This is a genomic window from Antarctobacter albus (assembly GCF_900101505.1).
Classification (GTDB): Bacteria; Pseudomonadota; Alphaproteobacteria; order Rhodobacterales; family Rhodobacteraceae; genus Antarctobacter; species Antarctobacter albus.
Genome location: NZ_FMZI01000010.1, coordinates 1 through 19,661, shown reverse-complemented (window position 1 = coordinate 19,661; position 19,661 = coordinate 1). Strand labels below are relative to the sequence as shown.

The window sequence follows — 19,661 nt, the reverse complement described above, 5'->3', positions numbered from 1 at the left end:
TGCCTTTCTCAGTTCAGCGTGACCGGCAGGTTCAACGGGCCGCGAAACCCGAACCCGTGCCAGATCACCTTTTCGTCGGGCACCAGTTCCATGTTCGGAAAGCGCTCGAAGATCATCGGAAGCATGATCTCGCCCACCGTCTTGCGCGCGACCTGCGCGCCCGAGCAGTGATGTGGGCCGCTGCCAAAGGCCTGATGCGGTGCCTTCTTGCGGAACACGTCGAACAGGTGCCCATTCTCGAACAGGTCTTCGTCGTGGTTGGCCGAAGCCTGGATCGTCATCAGGGTCACGCCCTCGGGAATGTCGATGCCGTCGATCTGATGTGCCTCCGTGACGCGGCGCGACGAGGCCTGGATCGGTGCAACCCAGCGCACGCCCTCCTCGAAGGCGTCGCTCCAGGCCTCTGTCCGCTTCACCTCTTCCAGCTGCTCCGGGTTGCTGAGCAACCCGTAGAGAATCGTGGCCAGCGCGTCGCGCGGCTCGTTTATGCCGCCGCCGATGGCGATCTTGATGTTGGAATGAATCTGCCCGATCGGCAACGGGTTGGCCGCGTTCAGCATGATCGAGAAAGCCGAGTTGTTGGGCTCTGCCCTGTGGCGCGCCTCGATCCGATCGAAATAGGCGTTCATCTCGGCGTTGGCGGCATCGCTCTTGGCAAAGGGGTCCTCGGCAAAGCCGAAATTGCCCGCCCCGTCGATCAGGGTCTGCGACCAGCGCATCATGTCGGCGTCGCTGGCTTCGTCGAGGCCGAGGATATGCGCGAGGATGCGCGCCGCAACCGGACCGCAAAGATCGGTAAACAGGTCCACCCTCTCACCGCGGGGAAGGCGATCGAGATAGTCCGACGCGATCTTTCGATACAATTCTGCCCAGTCGGACTTGATCACCTTGGGTGACAGAGCCTTTTGCATCGCCATGCGCTCGGCCCGGTGTTCGGGGCCGTCCTTGCGCATCAACGTATGGGCCTGAAAGGCACGCTGCATCGGTGTCACGGGATCGTCCGAGCTGTAAAGCTCGGCGTTGTCCTTCACCATCCTGGTGTGTTTGGCCTTGGTCAGCATGATCCGCCGCGCTGCGGGGACCTCGACGATCGGTGTCTCCAGGCGCATGCGCCGGTAGATCGAATAGGGATCGCGGGCGAGATCGGCCAGCGAGACCGCTTCGTTGATTGGTGCTTGTGCCATGCCCCTCCTCCCAAGATTGCACAGTCGATGCCGCTTAATGCCCCTGCGGCTTTCATCCATCAACAAGATGGAATAGATCATTACGATCAATAAATTCGATCCGGCTACACCATGCAGACGCCACGAGACCCCATGTCCGTCGATTTTCGCACCCTGCAAATGCTGTTACGGGTGTATGCCCTGCGGTCCTTCACCCGCGCCGCCGAGGAGCTTGGCGTCAACCAGTCGGCGGTCAGCTACACCATCGAGAAGCTGCGGGGCGTTTTCCACGATCCGCTGTTCGTGCGGCAAGGCCGCGCCATCCATCCGACGCCGCGTTGCGAGGAAATCGTGCAGGAGGCGGCGCGGCTGGTTGGCGAGTTCCGCCAGCTTGCGGCTCCGGTGGATTTCGACCCGGCGACATCGCAGCAGCGCTTTACCCTGGCATGCAATTATTACGAACGTGTCCTTTGGGTGCCACAGATCGTTCATACCATCCGCGCACAGGCGCCGGGCATCACCTTGGACATCATTGACGCGTCGGACATCGGCCACGAACGGCTGTTAAACCGCGAGGCGGACCTCCTGATCGGCCCTTTCGAAAGAGACGACCCGGATTTCTACCGCCGCCGTCTGTACCACGAGCGCTACGTCTGCTTGATGAACCGGGATCATCCCGCGGCGGGCACCAGCCTCGACATGGAAACCTATCTGTCGCTGCTGCACGTCGTGGTCACCTACGGTGGTCGCTGGACGTCTCGCTATCTGGTCGACCTGAAAGAGCTGGGGCATGCGTTGAAGATCGGCCTGCGCGTGCCCAGTCCGGCAGGACTGGAGCAGCTGGTTTCAGGTTCAGATCTGGTGGCAACAGTGCCGCAGCGTCTTTCAAAGGTTCTCGGCCACTCGGTGCAGGTCTCCGAGTTCCCGCTGGCCACCCGTATTTCCATCGATCTCGTCTGGACCGCGCCGCACCACCGTTCGGCACCGCATATCTGGCTCAGGGAGCTGATACACAGGGTCGTCCAGGCATCGCTTTGAGGTCAGGGCGCATGGCCGCCCGACCGGTCCGTTGGTCGATTCGGAATGGAAGATTCGCCCGCTGCGCGCCGGTGACCTCCTAGCGCGCGCCGGCGCCCAGCCGCCGCGAGATGTCCGCCGCCATGGCGACAAGCCGCTCGCGGCACTCCTCGGCCGTGGCGACAGAAGTCCCGGTCAGCCGGTGGATGAAGGGAATGGTGACCGCAGCCGTGACCTTCCCGGAAAAATCGAAGATCGGGGCCGAGATGTTCTGAACCCCTGCGATGGTCAACGAGGGTGACTCGCAATAGCCCATTTTGCGCACGTCCGGCAGATCCTTAACGAAAGCACTGTATTTATCTGCGGGTTCGCGGCCGACTTCCGCGATCAGTGCCTCCAGCGCCGGCTTGTCCATCCAGGCAGCCAGCACCCTCCCCGAGGCGGTGTCGTAGATCGGGATATGCGCCCCCAGCCGGACTGAGGTAATGTTGATGTCCTGGCAATCCACCTGCGCAATCACCAGCACCCGCCCCGTATGGATGATGCCAAGATGGATCGACTGGTTCAGCTGGTCCGCCAGCCGCTGCATCGCATCCCCGGCGATCGAGGTGAGGCGCCGGATCGGCGGGTGCCTGTGGGCCACCTCGAACATCTTCGTGGTGAGCTGGTAGCGGTCGTAATCAGCGTTCAGTTCGACATAACCGCGTTGGCGCAGGACCATCAGCATCCGGAAAATCTCCGGGGTGGTCCGGCCCAGCTGTTTGGCGATCTCCACCTGGGTCAGCCCCTCTGCCTCGGAGGCGAGCAGTTCGAGTATGTCCAGCCCCTTGGAAAGCGCCGGGGCACGGTATTTCTCCTCTTCGGGCCGCTCTTCTGTCGTGCTGGTCATCCTGCCCCCGGGCGTTTCCATGCCGATGTGCTCCGGCGTTTATACCTAGTGCGGCGCTGCGCTGACAACATGGCAGACCGTGCCTCTATTAAATATAAAATCCTCTTTCACTTGTGAAGTCTCCGCGCTATTCTGGCGAAAACAGGAGGAAAACCTTGACCGAAGCCTGCACCCTGAAAGGCATGACCTGGTCCGACCCGCGCGGATACGATCCGCTTGTCGCCGCCAGCGCCGCCTTCCAAGAGCGTTACCCGCATGTGACCATCACCTGGGACAAGCGATCCCTCCAGGGGTTCGAAAGCACCCCGGTCGAGGAACTGGCGCAGGCCTATGACATGATGATCATCGACCATCCGCATGTGGGTGAGGTGGTGGCCGACGGCTGCCTGCTGCCGATCGACAGACACGGCGCCCCCGAGGTGCTGGCGCGGCTGGAGGCGGAAACCGTCGGCAAGAGCTATCACAGCTATTTCTACGGCGGGCACCAATGGGCGCTGCCGGTCGATGCCGCCTGCCAGGTGCAGGCGATCCGCCCCGACCTGCGCCCTACCCCGGCCAAGCGCCTGTCAGAGATCATGGCCGAGGCCCGCGACGGCCGCGTGCTCTGGCCCCTGCGCCCGCCGCATGTGCTGATGTCCTTCTTTACCCTCATGGCCAATATCGGCAGCGCATTCCCGGTGACACGCGACCTGCCCATCGACCGCGCCGCGGCAAAGCGCACACTGGAGGCGATGCAGGCCCTGGCGGACCTCGTGGACCCGGCCTGTCACGGCATGGACCCGATCGCCGCACTGGATGCGCTGAGCGAGGGGGATCGCTTTGCGCTGATCCCCTACACATACCTCTACGCACCCTATGCAAAGGACGGCTATCGCCCGAATATCGTCACCTACCACGACATCCCGGCAGAGGGAGAAAGCGGCCCGCTCGGCTCGGCGCTCGGCGGCACCGGCCTCGCTGTCTCGGCCCGTACGACACACCCGGAGATCTGCACGGAATTCGCGCTCTGGGTCGCCTCGGCAGAGGTGCAGCGCGGGCTTTACACCGCGAACAACGGCCAGCCCGGCAATGCCTTTGCCTGGGCGGACCCGCAGGTCAACGCCCGCTTCGGCAAGGCCTATCACCAGACCCGGATGAGTCACGAAGCTGCCTGGCTGCGGCCCCGGCACAAGGGCTACATGGGGTTCCAGGAAGCGGCCTCGCACATCATCCTGGATGCCCTGACCGGAAAGTGCATGCAGGACGCCGCGCTTGACGCGCTGCAATCCCGTTTCACCGAGAGTTTCGACGGATGACCGACATGTTGCCCCTCGACGGTCTCAAGGTCCTCGACTTCTCGCAATTCCTGGCTGGGCCATACTGTGCCCTGAAACTCGCCGACCTCGGCGCCGACGTCGTCAAGGTGGAACGCGCCGGTATGGGCGACCTGTCGCGCTATCTCTACCTGACCGATACGAAGATCGGTGGCGAAAGCACGATCTTCCACGCCATCAACCGCAACAAGCGTTCGCTCGCTGTGGACCTGAAATCGGCGACTGACCGCGACAAGCTCTGGACGCTGGTGCGCGAGGCAGACGTGGTGCTGCAGAACTTCCGCCCCGGGGTGATGGAACGGCTGGGCTTTGGCTACGAGGCGGTGAAGGCCGTCAATCCGACAGTCGTTTACGGCACTGTGACCGGCTATGGCTCTGACGGGCCTTGGGTCGATCTTCCGGGGCAGGATCTGCTGGCGCAGGCGCGGTCCGGCGTCATGTGGCTGTCAGGTGCGCGGGATGACGGGCCGGTTGCCATGGGCCTTCCGATTGCCGACGTGCTGGCCGGGGCCTCGCTGACGCAGGGGGTGCTGGCCCTGCTCTACCGCCGCGCCGTGAAAGGCATCGGCGGACAGGTGGAAACCTCGCTGATCGAGGTGCTGGCCGATCTCCAGTTCGAGCTTCTGACCACCTGGCTGAACGACGGCCACCGCACGCCGACACGCTCGGCCAACAACCCGGCTCATGCCTATCTTGCCGCGCCTTACGGCGTCTACGAGACGGCGGACGGGCATGTGGCCATTGCCATGGGCAAGCTGGACCTGTTGGCGCAGATTACCGGGCTCGACCCGGAGATCGCCGGGCGTGACGCCTTTGCCTGCCGGGACGAGATCAAAGCCGGATTGGCTGCGCGCCTGAAGACGGCGGAGACGGATCACTGGATGGCGAAATTCGTCGAGGCCGACATCTGGGCCGCACCGGTGATGGACTGGGACGGCGTCGTTGAAAGCGGTGTCCTGCAAACGCTGGAGATGGTGCAGCCGATCTCGCGCGGGGAAGAGGTCAACATGCAGACGACCCGTCTGCCGATCCGCATCGACGGGGTTCGCCCTGCCTCCACTACCGCCGCCCCTGAACTGGGCGACGCCAACGCCCTGCTCGACTCCGGCTGGTAGGTTCGCGGGACAAAAAAACGGGCCCGAGGGCCCGTTTCAATCCTACTCCTCCCTGAAAGCCCGGTCACGCGGCAGCTTCGGCCTTCTCGTTGACAAGGTAGTCCATCAGGCGTTCCGGGCTGGACTCGCCGTAGGGGTCTTCGCCGTGGTTGTCGGAAATGCCCGGCTCTTCGAACCAGGCTTCGACCACGCCGTCGTTGATGATCGCCGCATAGCGCCAGGACCGCATCCCGAAGCCGAGGTTGTCCTTCCGGACCAGCATCCCGACGCGGCGGGAAAACTCACCGGACCCATCGGGGATGACCTTGACCGACTCGAGGTTCTGCGACTTGGCCCACTGGTTCATCACGAAGCTGTCGTTGACCGACATGCAGTAGATCTCGTCGATGCCGAGGTCGCGGAAGGCCTGGGCGTTCTTCTCGAATCCCGGCAGCTGGTAGGTCGAGCAAGTGGGCGTAAAGGCCCCCGGCAGCGAGAAGAGGATGACCCGCTTGCCCTTGAAATAATCGGCAGTGGTCATGTCCTGCCAACGAAATGGATTCGGGCCTTCGATGGCATCGTCACGCACGCGCGTGTGGAAGGTGACGTTGGGCAGGGTAGCACCGGCTTTCATGGTACAAGTCCTTTCAATTGGGAGGATTTTCGGATCATGCCCATAGAAGGGACGGGCCCGGAGTGCAATCCGGCACGCGGGGGAAATGGCCCGGCTGAACGCAGACCCGCTATGCATGCACAGGCTTTGATCCGGCGCCCGTTTCGACGGCATTCCCTGGCCCGTCGACCCGCATGAAAAAGGGCGCCACGGCGGGCGCCCTTGTCCTGTCCGATGCAGCGGCGTTCAGTCGTCGGCCACGCAGACCTGCCGCTGTTCGCCCAGCTTCTCGATCCCCAGACGAACCTCGTCGCCAGCCTTGAGATATTTCGGCGGGGTGAAGCCCAGACCCACGCCCGGAGGTGTGCCCGTCGAGATGATGTCGCCCGGTTCCAGCGTGAAGAACTGCGACAGGTAGGAGATCAGGAAGGGCACCCGGTAGACCATCGTCGCGGTCGACCCATCCTGCATCCGCTCGCCGTTCACGTCGAGCCACATGTGCAGCTTGTCGAAGTCGCCGACCTCGTCCGGCGTTACCAGCCAGGGACCGGTGGGGCCGAAGTTGTCCGAGGACTTGCCCTTGGACCACTGGCCGGACCGCTCGATCTGGTAGGCGCGTTCCGAGACGTCGTTGATCACGCAGAACCCTGCGACGTGGTCCATGGCGTTTGCCTCGTCGACGTATTTGGCCTTTTTGCCGATGACAAAGCCCAGCTCGACCTCCCAGTCGGTCTTTTCCGAACCGCGCGGGATGATGATCGGATCATTCGGGCCGCAGATGGCCGAGGTGTACTTGGCAAAGATCACCGGTTCGGGCGGCACTTCCAGCCCGCTTTCGGCGGCATGATCGGCATAGTTCAGGCCGATGCAGATGAACTTGCCGGTGCGCCCGACGCAGGCCCCCAGGCGCGGCGTGCCCTCGACCTTCGGCAGACTGGCCGGGTCGATCGCCTTCAGCGTGTCCAGCCGGGTCAGCGCGTCGCCCGCGATGTCGTCCACATGGGCCGACAGGTCACGCAGCGTGCCGTCCTCTTCGACCAGCGCGGGTTTTTCCGCGCCGCGCTCTCCGTATCGTGCAAATTTCATGGGGGAACTCCCTTGTTTCCGGTTCAGGCGGTCCAGCCGCCGTCGATGACGTGGACCTGCCCCGTGGTGAACCCGCTCTCATCCGCCGCCAGGTAGGCGACCAGCGCGGCGATCTCCTCGGGCTTGCCAATGCGGCCCATGGGCTGACGCCCGATAAAGGTCTTGAGCGCGGCATCGTAGTCGCCGGTCGCCCGCAGTCGGTCATGCAGCGAGGGGCTATCCACGGTACCGGGCGCGATGGCGTTGCAGCGGATGCCTTGGGTGACGTAGTCATTCGCGATGGCCAGCGTCATGCCCGCCACCGCCGCCTTGGAGGCCGAGTAGACGAAACGGTTGACCGGGCCGGTTACGGGCCCCGCCACCGAGCTCATGTTGATGATCGAGCCGCTTTTCTGCTCCAGCATCGCGGGCAGGAAGGCCCGGATCATGCGGTACTGTGCCTTGGCGTTGAGATCGAAAGCGAAATCCCACTCGTCCTCGGTCGACTCGAGGATGGTGCCGTTGTGCACGATCCCCGCGCAGTTGAAGAGCACGTCCGCCGTGCCGACCTCTGCCGCGAAGGCTGTGATGGCCCCGGCGTCCAGCACGTCCAGCCGCCTGGCCTCGATCCCGTCGATCGCGTTGAGTTCGGCAAGTGCCGCCTCGTTGATATCGGTGGCGATCACCCGGCCACCCTCGGCCGCCAGCCGCTCTGCCGTCGCGCGGCCGATCCCCTGACCAGCGGCGGTGACGACGCAGGTCTTTCCTTTCAGTCTTTTCACGTTTGTCTCCTTCTCACGCAGCGGGCAGGCAGGCCGGCCCGATGGGCGCGAATGATTTGTAGGTCAGGATGAATTCCCTGTGGCCCATGGCCTCTGACTTGGTCTGTGCACCTGCGGCGGTCGCGACTACGAGGTCGCGGATCTCCTGTCCGACGGCCTCGATGCTGCGCACCCCTTCGATGATGTCGCCCGCGTTCACGTCCATGTCGTCGGACAGGGCGCGATAGGTCTCCGGGTTGGCACAGATCTTGATGACCGGCGAAATCGCCGATCCGACGACAGAGCCGCGCCCGGTGACGAAGAGCGACAGATGCGCGCCGCTGGCGATCATCTCGACGATCTCGGCATTGTCCGAGATGTTGGGAAAGCCGAAACGCACGTCGCCGTCCGGCACCACGTCCATCAGGTAGAGGCCCCCGCGCGGGGGAATGTCGCCCGGCTTGATCAGCCCGGAAATCGGCGAGTCGCCGGATTTGACATAGGCGCCAAGGCTCTTTTCCTCGATGGTCGAGAGGCCCCCGGCCGCGTTCCCCGCCGCGAAAGAGCCATAGCCCAGCGTCGCGTAATAGCGTTCTGCCTTCTGCACGCTCTCGCGCAGGGCCTGGCCCAGCTCCGGCGTCATGGCGCGGTCCGCCATGATCTCCTCGCAGCCGATAAGTTCGCCGGTTTCTTCGAAGATGCAGGCGGCCCCCTCCTGCACCAGCATGTCGAATGCCTTACCCGCCGCCGGGTTGCCCGAAATGCCCGAGGTGCCGTCGGAACCGCCGCAGACCGTGCCGACGATCAGCTCGTCGATGCCCATCGGCACCCGCTGGATATCCGCGATCTCGCCCAAGGCGCCGCGCACCCAGTCGCGACCGGCCTCCACGGTTGAGGCCGTGCCGCCCGCCTTCTGGATCACCAGCGTCTTGACCGGACGGCCGGACTCGGACACCGCCGTCGAGGCACGCACCTTGTCGAAACTCTCGCAGCCCAGCGAGACGAACAGCACCGCGCCCACGTTCGGATGGGTGCAGAGCCGATCCATCATGTTGGCGGCGTAGTCGTTCGGGAAACAGCCCGGAAAGCCGATCAGTTGCACGTCGTCGTCCGGAAACCCGGTGACGATTTTCGATGCCACGAAATGCGCGCACTCCACCAGGTAGGCCACCACAACCGTGTTGCGGATGCCTTTGCGGCCATCGGCCCTGGGATAGCCTGTCAGGTCAGTCATTGTGCCACCCCCGCGCTGACGCCATCCGCATCCTGCAAGGCATGGGTCGGCGTATAATCGGACCGGATGTTGTGCACATGCACATGCTCCCCCGCCGCGATTTCCTGCGTCGCCACGCCGATCGGCATGCCGTATTTCAGGATCTTGGCGCCCTCCGCGATGTCGTGCCGCGCAATCTTGTGCGCCAGCGGGATCAGGCGCGAGAGCGTCACGGGACCGACTTCAAGCGCAACCTCCAGCCCCTCGGGCGCGACCTGACGCGCGACAAGCACGTTATCCGTCTCGTGCAACAACAGAAACGGACCGCTCACGATTTCATCTCCACCATGTAGATGTGATCGGCCACCAGCGCAGTTTCGCCGCTGTGTTTCAACACGGCCAGCCGCTCCGACACACGGCCATAGCCCGGACGTTTCTCCATGACCTCCTTGCCGATGATCTCGACCTTGCTGCGGATCGTATCGCCGATGAAGACCGGCGTGATGAAACGCATCCGGTCATAGCCATAGGAAAAGGCCACCGGGTTGATGATCGTCGCGGTCAGACCGACCCCGATGGTAAAGACCATGGTGCCATGGGCGATCCGCTTGCCGAAGGGCAGCGTCTTGCAGAATTCCTCGTCCAGATGATGCGGAAAGAAGTCGCCGGAATGGCCCGCATGGACGACGAAATCGGTCTCGGTGATGGTGCGGCCCACGGTCTCGCGGCCTTCGCCGATCTCGTAGTCCTCGTAGTATTTGACCTGCTCAAGCATCAGGTGCCTCCTTGATCGGATGCATCGGCCGGGCAGAGCTTTCATAGGCTGCCTCGACCAGTGCCATTGTGTGCCAGGCGTCTTCGGCGGAACCTTCGAGCCTGTCGTCCAGCCCGACGGCAAAGCGCTGGACCTGGGCAAACCGCCCGTGGAAGGCGGCGATGAACCAGTTGCCTTGCAGGTCCACCTGTTCCCAATCGCCGCCGGTATTCAGCCACAGCTCGTCCGGCTCGCCGTTGGGATAATCCAGGTTCACGCCGAGCTTCATGTAAGCCGCGCCCTTGGTGCCGCAGATGCGGAACTCGCAGGCCTGGAACTTGCGCCCGAAACTGTGGTTGTGGTTGATCGACAGGGCACAGCGCGCCTTGTCGCCATAGTCCAGCATCATCGCCGTGCGGGTGTTGGACACGGTCGAGGACGGGTGCCCCATGGTGCGGGCATGGACGCCCTGCGGGTTGCCCATCAGGTCACGCACGAAGTCCAGGTAGTGGATCGAGTGCAACAGGATTTCGACCCGCGGCAGATCGGCCAGGAACTCCCAGAGATGCCAGGGCGTGTCGAGCGCCAGCCAGGCGTCGAAATCGACGATCTCGCCCAATAGACCGCGCGCCACCGCATCCTTGAGCGCCAGGCTCATCGGGGCAAAGCGCAGTTGGAAGTTCACCGCCGCCTTGATGCCCTTGCGGCGCAGGATGCGGATGATCGCATCGGCCTCGGCGAGGTCCGAGCCCAGCGGCTTCTGGATAATCGCCACCGCACCATCGGGCAGCGCCTCAAGGATGCCGGGGATCGCCACGGGCGGCACGGCGAGGTCATAGACCGCGTCCCCCTGCCCCACGGCCTCCTCCATCGAGGCAAGCGCCTTGGTGCCCCATGCCTCGGCGACCTCGACCGCCTTTGCGCTGTCGGGATCGAATATCCCCGCCACCGGCACGCCAAGATCGCGATAGGCCGGCAGATGCGCATCGGTCACGATGGACCCTGCGCCGAAGACCACCACAGGTTTCGGGCTCTCCGGCATCTCGACGCTCTGCCGCAGTTGAGCCAGGTCAGTCATGGTGAAACACCTCTTCCATCTCGGCCCACCACTCGCCTTCGCCCCGCGTATCCAGCGGGCGTTGCAGTGGCTTGTTGATCGCCCACCACTCCTGCGTGACCGGATCGGCGGCCATCTTTGCCATGTCCGCCGCGAAGTCCTCGCCCACGTATTCGAAGTAGGAGAACATCAGGTGCTCCGGCTCCTTGAGGAAGATCGAGTAGTTGCGGATGTTGCATGCGGTGATCATCTCCAGCACCTGCGGCCAGACCTCGGCGTGGAGTTTCTTGTATTCCGCGATGGCCTCGGCCCCGATGCCGATCAGTTGCCCGTGTCTCTGCATGTTATTCCTCCCGGATCTCGATGCGGCTGCCCTCCGCGGTCTGCGCGGAGAGCCGGTCCATGTCCCAGTCGATTCCCAGCCCCGCGCCGGTTGGTGCCAGCGCCAGGCCGCCGTCCCGCGCCATCGGCGCGGCCACCTCGTCAAGCTGGGGGATGTATTCCAGCCAGGGCGCGTTCGGCACCGCGCAGACAAGGCTGACGTGCAGTTCCATCAGGAAATGCGGGCAGATGGCGATGTTATGCGCCTCGGCCATATGCGCGATCTTGAGCCACGGGGTGATGCCGCCCACACGGGCCACATCCGCCTGAACGATGCCGCAGGCCCCCTGCGCGATGTAACCGGCGAACTGGCCGGGGCTGTAGAGGCTCTCGCCCACCGCCACCGGCACCCGCGTTCCGGCCTGCAGCCGGGCGTGCCCGGCGATGTCGTCAGAGGGCAAGGGTTCCTCGAACCAGCCGATGTTCAGCGCCTCCAGCATCGGCGCGCGCCGCAGCGCCTCGGCCGCGGTCATCGACTGGTTGGCGTCGGTCATGATCTCGTAGTCATCGCCAAGGGCCTCGCGCACGGCACCAAGCCGCGCCGCATCCCCGGCCACGGTCGGCTTGCCGATCTTGACCTTGGAGCCGCGAAACCCCTGTGCCTGTGCCGACTGCGCATCCTCGACCAGCGCCTCGGGCGCGATATGCAGCCAGCCGCCTTCGGTCGTGTACATCGGGACCGAGGTTTTCGCGCCGCCCGCCAGCAGGTGTAGCGGCAGGCCCGTCCGGCGGCCGCGCAGATCCCAGAGCGCCGTGTCGATGGCCGCCAGGGCCAGCGACATGATCGGCCCTACCGCCGTCGCATGGGTCCAGAAAAGCAGGTCGCGCCAGATCGCCTCGATCGCGTCCGCCTCCTGCCCCATCAGCCGGGGCAGCAGGGTATGTTCCAGCAGGGCCAGAACCGAGGGGCCACCATCGCCGATGGTGTAGGAATAGCCCATGCCGCGGGCGCCGTCGGCGTCCGTCACTTCGACAAAAATCGTCTCCTGGCTCTTGAACGACTGGATGGCATCTGTGCGCAGGACCTTGGGCACAAGGTCCACCATGAAGGCGCGGGCGTGGGTGATACGTGCCATGACTCAGCCCCGCAGCGCCGCGCCGCTCTCGGCGTCGAAGAGGTGGCACTTGTCCAGCATGACCTGGAAGGTCATCCGCTCGCCAGCCTCGACGGGGCGCGGATTCAGCATCTTGGCCTGCACCTCCGCCCCGGCCAGTTCGGCAAAAAGCAGGGTTTCCGTGCCCAGCGGTTCCGTCAGGTTCACGTCCATTTCGATCTGCGCCATGTGCTCGGTGGGCGGCAGGGAATGGCCCACGGGCATGACGTTGTCCGCCCGCATCCCCAGTTGCACCGCCTGCCCTTCGCGTGCCTGGTAGCCTGGCGGAACCGGCACGGTGGTCCCGTCCTCCAGCACGACGGCGCCATCACGCACGACCCCGTTCAGCAGGTTCATCGGCGGCGAGCCGATGAAGGTCGCGACAAAGGTGTTCACCGGATTCTCGAACACGTCCAGCGGCGTGCCGATCTGCTCGATATGACCGTCACGCATGATCACGATCCGATCCGCCAGCGTCATCGCCTCGACCTGGTCGTGGGTGACATAGACGATGGTCGAGCGCACCTTCTGGTGCAGCTTCTTGATCTCGACGCGCATCTGCGTGCGCAGCTTGGCGTCGAGGTTGGACAGCGGTTCGTCAAATAGAAACACATCCGGGTGCCGCACGATGGCACGGCCCATGGCAACCCGCTGGCGCTGCCCGCCGGACAGCGCGCCGGGCTTGCGGTCCAAGAGCGGCGTCAGCGACAGGATCTCCGCCGCCTCGTCCACCGCCTTGTCGATTTCCGCCTGCGGGCGCTTGGCGATCTTCAGCGAGAACCCCAGATTCTCGCGCACCGTCATATGCGGGTACAGCGCGTAGTTCTGGAACACCATCGAGATGTTGCGCTCACGCGGGGGCAGGTCGTTGACGACATTGTCCCCGATGAAGATCTCGCCGCCCGAGATCTCCTCGAGCCCGGCGATCATCCGCAGCGTCGTGGACTTGCCACAGCCCGAAGGACCGACCAGCACGACAAATTCATTGTCGGCAATGTCGAGGTTGATGGAATGAACGACTTCAAGCGGGCCATAGTTCTTGACCACGTCGCGGAGGTGGACCTGAGCCATCTGTTATCCTTTCACGCCGCCGAAAGTGAGGCCGGCAATGAGGTGTTTCTGAACGAGGAACGTGAGAATGAGCGCCGGGATGATCATCAGCACCGCAAGGGCGCACATCCCGCCCCAGTTGAGCGTGAACTCGGCCTGGAAATCGAGCAGGCCCACCGGCATCGTCTTGGACGTGACCGAGCGTGTCAGCTGCGAGGCCAGCGCGTATTCATTCCACGAGGTGAGGAAGGCAAAGATTCCCGCCGAGGCGATGCCCGCCTTGGCCACCGGGAATTCCACCTGCCAGAAGGCCTGCCAGCGGGTGCAGCCGTCGATCTGGGCCGCCTCTGCCAACGAGGGCGGGATCTGACGGAAGAACCCGTCGATCAGCCAGATCGTGAAGGGCACGTTCATCGCCACATAGGTCAGGATCATGCCGAAATGCGTGTCGATGATGCCGACCCGGGCAAAGATGATGAACAGCGGCAGCGACAGCGCCACGCCCGGCACGGCACGGGTGCACATCAGGCCGACAAAGATCCAGGCCTTGCCCTTGAAGCGGAAGCGGGCAAAGGCATAGCCGCCCGACATCCCTACCAGGAGTGCGATGACCGTCGAGGTCACCGAGATGATCAGCGAGTTCCGGAAGTAGGTCAGCACCGGAACGCCCCCCTCGCCCACGCCGCCGAACATGGCGCGGTAGTGATCGAGGTTCAGCTCGTTCGGGATCCAGACCGGCGGCTTCGCCATGATCTCGACCGTCGGGCGGAAGGAGTTGAGGACGACCCAAAGCCCCGGCACGCAGAGCACCATCATGGCCAGGAACAGCCCGAAGAAATGCAGCCATTTCAGGGCGCGGCGGCGGGTACGGTGTGCGGCATTGCTCGCCATGGTTCAGACCCCCATGCCCAGCTCGGCCCGCGCGGCGGTGAGCTTGCGGAAAAAGAAGACGGTGAAGAAGATCGCGAGGAAGATCGAGATGTAGCCCATCGCGTTGGCGTAGCCCATGCGGGCATCGACGTAGCCGGTGCGCCCGATCAGCGTCCACAGCAGCTCTGTCCGCCGCGCGGGGCCGCCGTTGGTCATGATCTGCACGATGTCATAAGCCCGCGCCACGTCCAGCGACCGGATCGCCATGGCGATATAGATGAAGGGCATCAGGAAGGGCAGCGTCACGTATCGGAAGGACTGCCAGGCGGTGCATCCATCCACCTTGGCCGCTTCAAGCGGATCCTTGGGAATGGCGTAGAGCCCGGCAAGGATCAGGATCGCGAAGACCGATGTGGCGGTCCAAACCTCGGCAAAGATGATCGAGAACATCGCAAGGTTTCCATCCACCAGCCAGGGGATCGCCTGATCGGTGATGCCCAGCGACTGCAGGGCGTTGTTCACCAGCCCGACGTTGTCATTGAAGATGAACTTGAACTGGAAGCCCACCAGGATCGGCGAGAACATCATCGGGAACATCATCATGGTGCGCAGGGCGCGCTGCCCGCGTGTCACTTTGGACACCATCAGCGCCAGCCCCAGCCCAAACAGCATTTCCAGGTTCAGCGCCACGGTCAGCAACAGGACGGTGCGCCCGAAGGCGGCCCAGAACTTGGCGTCGCCGATGGCCTTTTCATAGTTGAAGGTCCCGATCCAGCGGTACAGGCTGTCCGGCCGCGTCAGCTTGTAGGCCGTGAAGCTGGAATAGAGCGACAGCACCAGCGGAATCAGAACGACGGCCGCAAGGATTATGATGGCTGGCAGCAACAGCACCAGCCACGGAGGCAGTTTCAAGGATTTCATGCGGATGTCCCGGGTCGAAGGATGCGGGGACGGATTTGACCGCCCCCGCCTTTGGCAAGCGTCAGTAGACGCCTTCTTCCTGCATCAGGCTGTCGACGGCATCAGCGGCGTCGGCCAGCGCCTCGTCCACGGTCTTGTCACCGAGGATGGCAGCCTGGAGTTCGGGGTAGATCAGGTTTGTGGCCTCGATCCAGTATTCGGTCGGCGGCACCGCAAAGGCAGTGGCGGCGGTTTCCTTGAACGCGGCCAGCACCTCGGAACGGTAGGGATCATCCTTGGCCTGTTCCGAGATATGGTCCCAGACCGCCGTGCGCGAGGGCAACGGGCCGGCCGAGCTTTCCAGCTTCTGGCTGTCCTCGTTGGTCAGGAAGGCGACCAGCGAGGCCGCGGCTTCCTTGTTGTCACAGTTCTCGGTCACCGAGAAACCGTGGAAGCCGGACCAACCGGTGCGCACACCTGCCGACCCCTTGGGCGCCGGGGCCACGCCGACATTGCCCGCGACCTTGGACGCGCTCGGGTCGTTGAAGAACCCGGCCCAGCCCGGCCAGTCCAGGTTCAGCGCGATGGTGCCCGAGGCAAAGCCGTTGCCCAGGTCGTCCCAGAGATAGTTGGTGGTGCCCGCCGGGACGGCGCCCGCCTCGTAGAGGTCCACGAACCATTGCAGCGCTTCCTTGCCCGCGTCCGAGTTGAACGCCGGCGAAAAGTCATCGTTGAACAGCTTGCCGCCATTGGCGACCACCAGTTCGTAGAAACGGCCAACGATGGCCTCGTCCTTGCCCGCGTATTGAGTGCCGTAGAAATTCGGCGGATCGGCAAAGAAGATCGCCTGGTCCTTGAGCTGATCCCAGGTTTCCGGAACCGCCAGCGGATAACCGTATTCCGCTTCGAAGGCCGCCGCTTGTTCGGCGTCCTCGTAGATATCCTTCTGGTAGTAGAGCGCCGAAACGTCGAACTGCGCGCGCGGCAGCATCACCAGTTTGCCGCCCAGAGTGGCGGCGTCGATGTTCGCCTTGACGAAACCGTCGATGGTTTCCTGCGGGATCAGGTCCGAAAGGTCGGTGTAGAGCGAGGGATACTGCGAGGCAAAGGACGAGTGGTTCGACCCGACGCACCAGCCGGTTGTGCGCGCCGCGATATCCGACTTGAATTCCTTGTCGAGCTCGAAATGGTTCTTCTTCGAGATCACGTTCACCGTGGCGCCCGTCATCTCCTCCCATTCGGCAATGCGCGCATATAGCGCCTCGTACTGCTGGCCGCCGATCAGCTTGGCGTCGATGACCACGCCGTCGAACTCGGCGGCGGACGCGCCGGACGCCATCCCGATGGCAAGCGCGATCAGCGATGCGCCGGTTGCTTTCAATGTCATGTCGTTCCTCCCGATATGATGTGTCGCCCGGGCATCCGGGCCACCCACGCCCCATGTCAGTCCGCCCGTCACTTCCGTGCCTCGCGGATTTCATATTCAGAAGCGTCTTTCATATCTAAACTTGACTTCGCAGCCAAGTCAAGTTGAACTCCCCAAAGAAACCGCCTCCGCCCAAATCCGGGCGAAGGCAGACATGCCGCACCCCGGGCCGAGGAAAGACCAGAACCATGACCATGCTGATCGATACGCATCTTCACCTCGTCGACCGCGACCGCATCAGCTATCCGTGGCTGTCCGACGTCCCGCCGCTGAACCGCGACTGGAGCTACGAGGACTACGAAAAGACGGCTCGGCGCGTCGGGATCGGGGGCACGCTGCACATGGAAGTGGATTGCGCGCCTGGCGACATCGGCAAGGAAAACGCCTGGGTCGCAGAGCTCATGGCCCGGCCCGACAGCCTGATCCGCGGCGCGATTTCGTCGGCCCGGCCAGAGGACGAAGGGTTCGACGCCTTTCTCGACGGGCTCGACACCGGCGTGGTCAAGGGGATTCGGCGGGTGCTGCACACCATGCCCGACGATTTGTCCCGCTCTGACCGGTTCCGCGCCAATGTCGGTAAGCTGGGCGGCAAAGGCCTGCCATTCGACATTTGTGTCCTGGCGCGGCAACTCGACCTTGCAGCCGAGCTTGTGGATGCCTGCCCGGACACCGTCTTTGTCCTGGACCACTGTGGCGTGCCGGACATCGCCGGCGGCGCCTTCGACGACTGGGCCGACCGCATCGCGGAACTGTCCAGGCGCGACCATGTCAATGCAAAGATCTCGGGCGTGACCGCCTATGCGGATGCCAACTGGACGCTGGACACGCTCCGCCCCTGGGTCGAGCATGTCATCGGCTGTTTCGGATGGGACCGCGTGGTCTGGGGGTCGGACAGCCCGGTCTGCACGCTGAACGCTTCGCTCGACCAATGGGTGGCGGTTACGCACAAGATTCTGTCGGAGGCCTCGGCAGAGGAAGCCCGCGCGATCGCCTCAGACAACGCCGTGCGGATCTGGTCGCTATAGGGTCAGGACCCATTGATTTCCGTTGGGTTGCGTGAATCACGGCGAGAGTGATTGCCGAGAGAAAGACCTTCGGGCACCGGTCGTAGCGGGTGGCGACACGCCGCCAATCCTTCAGCCTGCCGAACATGATCTCGATCCGATTGCGGCGCTTGTCGTATTTGACGGTTGTCTTCCGCTGTTTCCGGCCGGGGATGCAGGCGCGTATCCCCTTGCCTTTCAACGCTTCCCGGAACCAGTCGGCATCGTAGCCGCGATCTCCGAGTAGCCGGCCGCCATCCGGCAGACTGCCGCAAAGCGCCCGCGAACCGATGCAGTCGCTGACCTGTCCTGCCGTGACGAACAGGTTGAGGGGGCGTCCCAGGCTGTCACAGACGGCGTGCAGCTTCGTGTTCATGCCGCCCTTGGTCCGCCCGATCAGGCGACTGCCCCCCTTCTTGGCGCCCAGACTGGATGCAGTTCGGTGAACCTTCAGATAGGTAGCATCGATCATCACCGTCCTTTTCTCGCCGTGCTGGGCAGCCAGGCCAGCCACCATCTACGCAAAGAAGCCCTTGTCGCTCCACCGCTTCCAACGGTTGCAAAGCGTCTTGTGCGGGCTGTATTCCCTCAGCACATCTCGGCACCTTAAACCATTGCGATTAATTAATATAATTCCATTCAGAACTCACCGACTATCAACCGGCGGCTTGCCGTGGGACTTCGGGAATCAGGGTTCCAGACGCACCATCTGCGCATCGCTCAACCAGAAAAGACCTGACATGTTCACCGCTCGTTTTCGAAAGGTGACTCACGCTCGTCCAACCAAATCAATGCGTCCTGACCATAGATTGTCCGCCTGATTGCGGGTCGAACAGGAACCCCTCTCGCGTGCCGCCTTCGGGGCGCCGGGCAATCACACAAAGTCGTCATCATAGGCGTCGCCCGAAAACTCGTTAGAAACGCGAATGTCCTCAGCCAGGCAAACGGTCCGTGGACATCAGGTGCTCAGCCGTTGACCGCCCGAGACCATGATCCGGATGGAAACCAGGCGGTTTTTGCACTAACAGGGAAAATGGCTCTGGCAGACCGGAAAAATCAGATCGTCGCATCGCAAGGCTGTGCCCGGCGCCAGAACGGCCTGCCTCCGATGGCCCTTACATTCATTCCTCTGGCCGCATGAGAACAGCCGACCTTCCCTTTCTGGCCGAACACAGCGCGGATTTGGTGCTGCTGATCGATGCCTTGCCGGGAACCGGCAGGGCCGAAATCCTCACGGCGATGCGCCGCAAACTGGGCGGACCGGACGGGGGCTGCCAATGCTCCATGTTGTCGACAGAGGATCCGCCCGTCGTGATATCCGTCACCCCGGCGGTGATATGCGCCGGGGCCGACCAGGTGGCGAACCTGTCCGCGCTACGGGACATGGGTCACGTGCAGGAGATCGGCAACCGCGACCTGTTCCTAGGACCGGGACAGGATCCGCATTTCGCCAAAACCGGCGGCTGGCCCGCATTGTCCGACCACCTCGCCCAGGCGCCGCTGGATGACCGCGCACTGACAGAAAAAGCGGGCGCCCTGTTGCGGCAGACCCCCAGGGCCATTCGCGACATCGTGGCCCGGCTCTGCCGCGCCGAAGGCGGGTTTGACGACGCCGAACTGCCGGCGGAGCAGCGCAAGTTGTTGCATTGGCTGGACCCCCTCTCGGAATGTCGGGGCGGCACTTGGCGGATCCGAACGCCGGGACTGGCGGCAGTCCTGCGCGCGGCGACCGACGCCTGGTCCGCGGCAGCGCTTGCGGCACCACCCGCCCCCGGCGCCGCGAAAGCCGCGCGGATCGCGGCGCTGCTGCACGCCGGGGATCGCGCCGGGGCCCTCGATCTCCTGCACCGTGAAGGTGGTCAATATTTCATGCACTTGCACGGGATGGAGGCCGGGCGCCGGGTCGCGGATGCCTTCGGAGAGGATCCAGCGCCTGCGGTCATGGCCCTGCAGTTCAT

General features: G+C 63.8%; 20 protein-coding genes and 1 pseudogene. 5 read left to right on the top strand and 16 right to left on the bottom strand.

Translation table 11 applies throughout. The annotated features are described in order from the left end of the window. Nucleotides 1–8: 8 nt before the first annotated feature. A complete protein-coding gene (locus BLQ71_RS17225) occupies nucleotides 9–1,184 on the bottom strand; it encodes a cytochrome P450 (RefSeq protein ID WP_043141454.1) in 1,176 nt (391 codons plus the stop codon). A 132-nt stretch (nucleotides 1,185–1,316) separates the two neighbouring features. Here BLQ71_RS17225 and BLQ71_RS17220 point away from each other — a divergent pair, with 132 nt between their 5' ends. Then, on the top strand, nucleotides 1,317–2,201 hold the full coding sequence (locus tag BLQ71_RS17220; protein WP_229754793.1) for a LysR family transcriptional regulator: 885 nt from the start codon (nucleotides 1,317–1,319) through the stop codon (nucleotides 2,199–2,201). Between the two features lie 79 nt (nucleotides 2,202–2,280). Here the strand turns inward: BLQ71_RS17220 and BLQ71_RS17215 are convergent, their stop codons facing one another. Next, nucleotides 2,281–3,069, bottom strand: coding sequence for an IclR family transcriptional regulator (locus tag BLQ71_RS17215; RefSeq protein WP_043141937.1), 789 nt, complete (start codon nucleotides 3,067–3,069; stop codon nucleotides 2,281–2,283). Between the two features lie 155 nt (nucleotides 3,070–3,224). On the opposite strand from BLQ71_RS17215, the gene BLQ71_RS17210 reads away from it, so the two are divergent. Both BLQ71_RS17210 and BLQ71_RS17205 read left to right on the top strand, forming a co-directional pair. After that, nucleotides 3,225–4,364, top strand: coding sequence for an extracellular solute-binding protein (locus BLQ71_RS17210; RefSeq protein WP_074622590.1), 1,140 nt, complete (start codon nucleotides 3,225–3,227; stop codon nucleotides 4,362–4,364). Further along, complete coding sequence (locus BLQ71_RS17205) at nucleotides 4,361–5,497, top strand: CaiB/BaiF CoA transferase family protein (protein WP_074622589.1); 1,137 nt, start codon at nucleotides 4,361–4,363, stop codon at nucleotides 5,495–5,497. Before BLQ71_RS17210 ends, BLQ71_RS17205 begins: the two co-directional genes overlap by 4 nt. 64 nt (nucleotides 5,498–5,561) lie before the next feature. On the opposite strand, the gene BLQ71_RS17200 is transcribed toward BLQ71_RS17205, so the two are convergent. From BLQ71_RS17200 to BLQ71_RS17140, 13 genes are all read right to left on the bottom strand, one after another. After that, a complete protein-coding gene (locus BLQ71_RS17200) occupies nucleotides 5,562–6,110 on the bottom strand; it encodes a peroxiredoxin (protein WP_043141444.1) in 549 nt (182 codons plus the stop codon). A gap of 225 nt (nucleotides 6,111–6,335) precedes the next feature. Next, nucleotides 6,336–7,175, bottom strand: a complete 840-nt coding sequence (locus BLQ71_RS17195) for a fumarylacetoacetate hydrolase family protein (RefSeq protein WP_074622588.1) — start codon at nucleotides 7,173–7,175, stop codon at nucleotides 6,336–6,338. A 23-nt stretch (nucleotides 7,176–7,198) separates the two neighbouring features. Then, a complete protein-coding gene (locus BLQ71_RS17190; RefSeq protein ID WP_069209415.1) occupies nucleotides 7,199–7,936 on the bottom strand; it encodes an SDR family oxidoreductase in 738 nt (245 codons plus the stop codon). A 13-nt stretch (nucleotides 7,937–7,949) separates the two neighbouring features. Beyond that, complete coding sequence (locus BLQ71_RS17185; protein ID WP_074622587.1) at nucleotides 7,950–9,149, bottom strand: UxaA family hydrolase; 1,200 nt, start codon at nucleotides 9,147–9,149, stop codon at nucleotides 7,950–7,952. Then, entirely contained in the window at nucleotides 9,146–9,460 is a 315-nt protein-coding gene (locus tag BLQ71_RS17180; protein ID WP_198548558.1) for a UxaA family hydrolase, read from the bottom strand. Before BLQ71_RS17180 ends, BLQ71_RS17185 begins: the two co-directional genes overlap by 4 nt. After that, nucleotides 9,457–9,903: a MaoC family dehydratase gene (locus BLQ71_RS17175; protein WP_074622585.1), complete on the bottom strand. Its 447-nt coding sequence runs from the start codon at nucleotides 9,901–9,903 to the stop codon at nucleotides 9,457–9,459. The genes BLQ71_RS17180 and BLQ71_RS17175 overlap by 4 nt, the downstream gene beginning before the upstream one ends. Continuing rightward, on the bottom strand, nucleotides 9,896–10,960 hold the full coding sequence (locus tag BLQ71_RS17170; RefSeq protein ID WP_074622584.1) for a Gfo/Idh/MocA family protein: 1,065 nt from the start codon (nucleotides 10,958–10,960) through the stop codon (nucleotides 9,896–9,898). Before BLQ71_RS17170 ends, BLQ71_RS17175 begins: the two co-directional genes overlap by 8 nt. Beyond that, entirely contained in the window at nucleotides 10,953–11,282 is a 330-nt protein-coding gene (locus BLQ71_RS17165) for an L-rhamnose mutarotase (protein ID WP_074622583.1), read from the bottom strand. Before BLQ71_RS17165 ends, BLQ71_RS17170 begins: the two co-directional genes overlap by 8 nt. Nucleotide 11,283: 1 nt before the next feature. Continuing rightward, entirely contained in the window at nucleotides 11,284–12,396 is a 1,113-nt protein-coding gene (locus tag BLQ71_RS17160; RefSeq protein ID WP_074622582.1) for a mandelate racemase/muconate lactonizing enzyme family protein, read from the bottom strand. Between the two features lie 3 nt (nucleotides 12,397–12,399). After that, complete coding sequence (locus BLQ71_RS17155) at nucleotides 12,400–13,485, bottom strand: ABC transporter ATP-binding protein (RefSeq protein ID WP_074622581.1); 1,086 nt, start codon at nucleotides 13,483–13,485, stop codon at nucleotides 12,400–12,402. A 3-nt stretch (nucleotides 13,486–13,488) separates the two neighbouring features. Further along, nucleotides 13,489–14,355, bottom strand: a complete 867-nt coding sequence (locus BLQ71_RS17150) for a carbohydrate ABC transporter permease (protein ID WP_043141416.1) — start codon at nucleotides 14,353–14,355, stop codon at nucleotides 13,489–13,491. Nucleotides 14,356–14,358: 3 nt separating this feature from the next. Continuing rightward, nucleotides 14,359–15,255 (bottom strand): carbohydrate ABC transporter permease, encoded by an 897-nt coding sequence (locus BLQ71_RS17145; RefSeq protein WP_043141412.1) that lies wholly within the window; start codon nucleotides 15,253–15,255, stop codon nucleotides 14,359–14,361. 61 nt (nucleotides 15,256–15,316) lie between these two features. Further along, nucleotides 15,317–16,621, bottom strand: a complete 1,305-nt coding sequence (locus BLQ71_RS17140; RefSeq protein WP_074622580.1) for an ABC transporter substrate-binding protein — start codon at nucleotides 16,619–16,621, stop codon at nucleotides 15,317–15,319. 227 nt (nucleotides 16,622–16,848) lie between these two features. Between BLQ71_RS17140 and BLQ71_RS17135 the strand changes: the two genes are divergently transcribed. Next, nucleotides 16,849–17,685: an amidohydrolase family protein gene (locus BLQ71_RS17135; protein ID WP_198548559.1), complete on the top strand. Its 837-nt coding sequence runs from the start codon at nucleotides 16,849–16,851 to the stop codon at nucleotides 17,683–17,685. 40 nt (nucleotides 17,686–17,725) lie between these two features. Here BLQ71_RS17135 and BLQ71_RS25805 read toward each other — a convergent pair. Next, nucleotides 17,726–18,445, bottom strand: a pseudogene (locus BLQ71_RS25805) (IS5 family transposase); the annotation flags it as partial. Between the two features lie 395 nt (nucleotides 18,446–18,840). Here BLQ71_RS25805 and BLQ71_RS17125 point away from each other — a divergent pair. Beyond that, nucleotides 18,841–19,661, top strand: an 821-nt coding sequence (locus BLQ71_RS17125; RefSeq protein ID WP_133066214.1) for a hypothetical protein, incomplete at its 3' end; no start/stop codon positions are given.